The organism is bacterium, assembly GCA_021372775.1.
Lineage (GTDB): Bacteria > Acidobacteriota > Polarisedimenticolia > J045 > J045 > JAJFTU01.
In genome coordinates this window covers 1-2213 of record JAJFTU010000311.1, presented here as the reverse complement: position 1 = coordinate 2213, position 2213 = coordinate 1, and the positions used below count along the sequence as shown (strand labels likewise).

At 73.2% G+C, this 2213-nt stretch carries 2 protein-coding genes; one reads left to right on the top strand and one right to left on the bottom strand.

The features are described 5' to 3' along the window. Positions 1-1909, bottom strand: a 1909-nt coding sequence (locus LLG88_10690) for a hypothetical protein (protein ID MCE5247367.1), incomplete at its 3' end; no start/stop codon positions are given. A gap of 98 nt (positions 1910-2007) precedes the next feature. Here LLG88_10690 and LLG88_10685 point away from each other — a divergent pair. Continuing rightward, on the top strand, positions 2008-2213 hold a 206-nt coding region (locus LLG88_10685), incomplete at its 3' end, for a class I SAM-dependent methyltransferase (GenBank protein MCE5247366.1).

The window sequence follows — 2213 nt, the reverse complement described above, 5'->3', positions numbered from 1 at the left end:
GCGCGGCCGGCGTCTCCGGCACGGCCGGCGCCGGTTCCGCCGCCGCCCCGGCGACCGCGTCGATCATCGCCAGCGGCACGGCGACGTCCACGTCGAGCGCGGCGGCGTCGAAGCCGACGCGGAACGTCACGCGCCCCGCCGCTCCCTTGAGCTTCCGCAGCGCCTCCGTTTCCTTGGCGCTCTTGCCTTCGGCGAGTTCCTGCATGATCTCCCCCACGCTGAGGAAGCCGACGATGCCGTCCCCCGGGACGAACGGCGCGAACGTCGCCGCCGCGGGGCCCGCCCCGGCGTTGCGGCGCGCCAAGGCGCGGACGATCTCGTCGCCGCCGGCTTCGCCGAAGGCGCTGAACGCGACGTCGTCCACCTGCGCCATGCGCACGACCAGTTCGCCCTTCCCGAAGAGCTTCTTGACGCGGTCCGCTTCCGCGGCGCCCGCGGCGCCCAAATCGAGCGGGACCCGGTAGGAGAACGCCTTCGTCCCCGACGGCGGCAGCGTCTCCACCGCGACCGCGCCGGCGCCGCCGGCCGCCGTCTTGGCCGCCGCGAGAGCCGCGTCGAACAGCCCTCGGCATTCCGGCCGCGAATCAAAGCGCGTGATCGACAGGCCGCGAAGACCGGTCGGCGCGAAGTCCATCGCGCCCGCGACCTCGCCCTTCTGGCACGTCAGCCACGGCCGCCACTGGATCAGGTTCCGCCACGTCCGAGCCTGCTCCAAGGAGGCCCGGGCCTGCGGATCGGTCACGCCCTCCATGGCCTTGTCGTACGCGGCGTTCAGGCGTTCGCCGTAGCCGATGAGCGCCGCGCGCACCGCTTCGGTCCATTCCCAGCGGCCGAGGACGACGATCGGCGCGTCGTCCGGCAGCATCCGCGCGATCTCGGGCGCGGCGCCGCGCTTCTGCCCCGCCGCCAGTTCGGCGAGCGTGCTTCCGGGGCGCGCCACGAACCGCTCGTGCAGCACCGCGTGCCCGCCCTTCACCTCGATCGCGAGCTGGATTTCGGAGATGTTGTCGATGCCGTCGGCGACCGCGTCGGCGTAGACGTCCATCAGCGGAACGATCTGGGCCGGCGACACCGCCGGGTTCGCCGGCTTCCCGGCCTTCGCCTTCTCCTCGGCCGGAGCGCCGTTCGGCCGCTCCTGCGGCTTGGCGGCTTCCGGCGCCTTCGCCCCCGCCGGCGCGGCGTCCGTCGTCGCGTCGCCTTCTTCCTCGGCCTCGTCGGCCTGCTCGGCGTCTTCGTCCGACGAAGCGTCCTCGTCCGGCGCGGCGTTCTCGTCGTCCTTCCCGTTCTTCGCGGCGGCGGCCGGCGCCTCGTGCATCTTCTGCTTCGCGGCGAGGATCCCCGACTTGATCAGCGGCGCGAGCGGCGTGATCTGGACCGACGCGGCGACCGATCCCGCCGGAAGATCGCCGGCGCTCAGCGCGTCGGCCGGATCGAACGCCGCGACCAGTTCCGGCGTCCGCCCGAGCACGAGGTACGTCCCGACGGCGCGCACGTAGATCGGGTTCCCTTCGCCGAAGACGTGCAGGTCGCCTTCCACCGCGAACCGCTCGGTCTGCGTCTCCAGCGCCTTGAGCGCCGCCGCGGCGTCCTTCACCGGCGCGGCGAAGACGAGTCCGGCGGCGTTGAGGGCCAGCCCCTCCTGCGGCATCGCCATCGCCGCCGGGCGGGAGAAGTCCACGAACGACAAGTCCTTGAGCCCCAGCGCGGAGGCGATCCCCGCGACCAACTCCTCGCGGGAGAAATCCTTGCGCGCGCTCTTGGCGAGCGTCCGCGCGTCGGCGAAGGCGGCGTCCAGACTCGCCACCCGCACCTTGATCAACGGCGTCGTCCCCGCGAACGCCCCCGTCGCGGCCAACGCCGCGACCGCCAGCGCGGCGAAAGCCCGCCGCGCGAAGTTCGTTCCAGTCATCAAGAGCCTCCCCAAGCGCCGCCGACGCGCGGCGGCGGCGGAGAGCTTACACTGCCGGCCGGCCCCGAAGTAACGGCGCGCCGGCGAGAGGATTCCCGATGGTCGACTTCGACGAACGAGCCGCGACTTGGGACGACGATCCGGCCAAAGTGGAGCGGGCGCGGCGCGTGGCCGACGCGATCGAGCGGCTGGTCCCGCCGACGGGGCGCGAAGCGGGATTCGAATACGGCTGCGGCACGGGACTGCTCACGTTCGCCCTCCGGCCGCGCCTGGCCAAGGCGACCCTCGCGGACAGTTCCGAGGG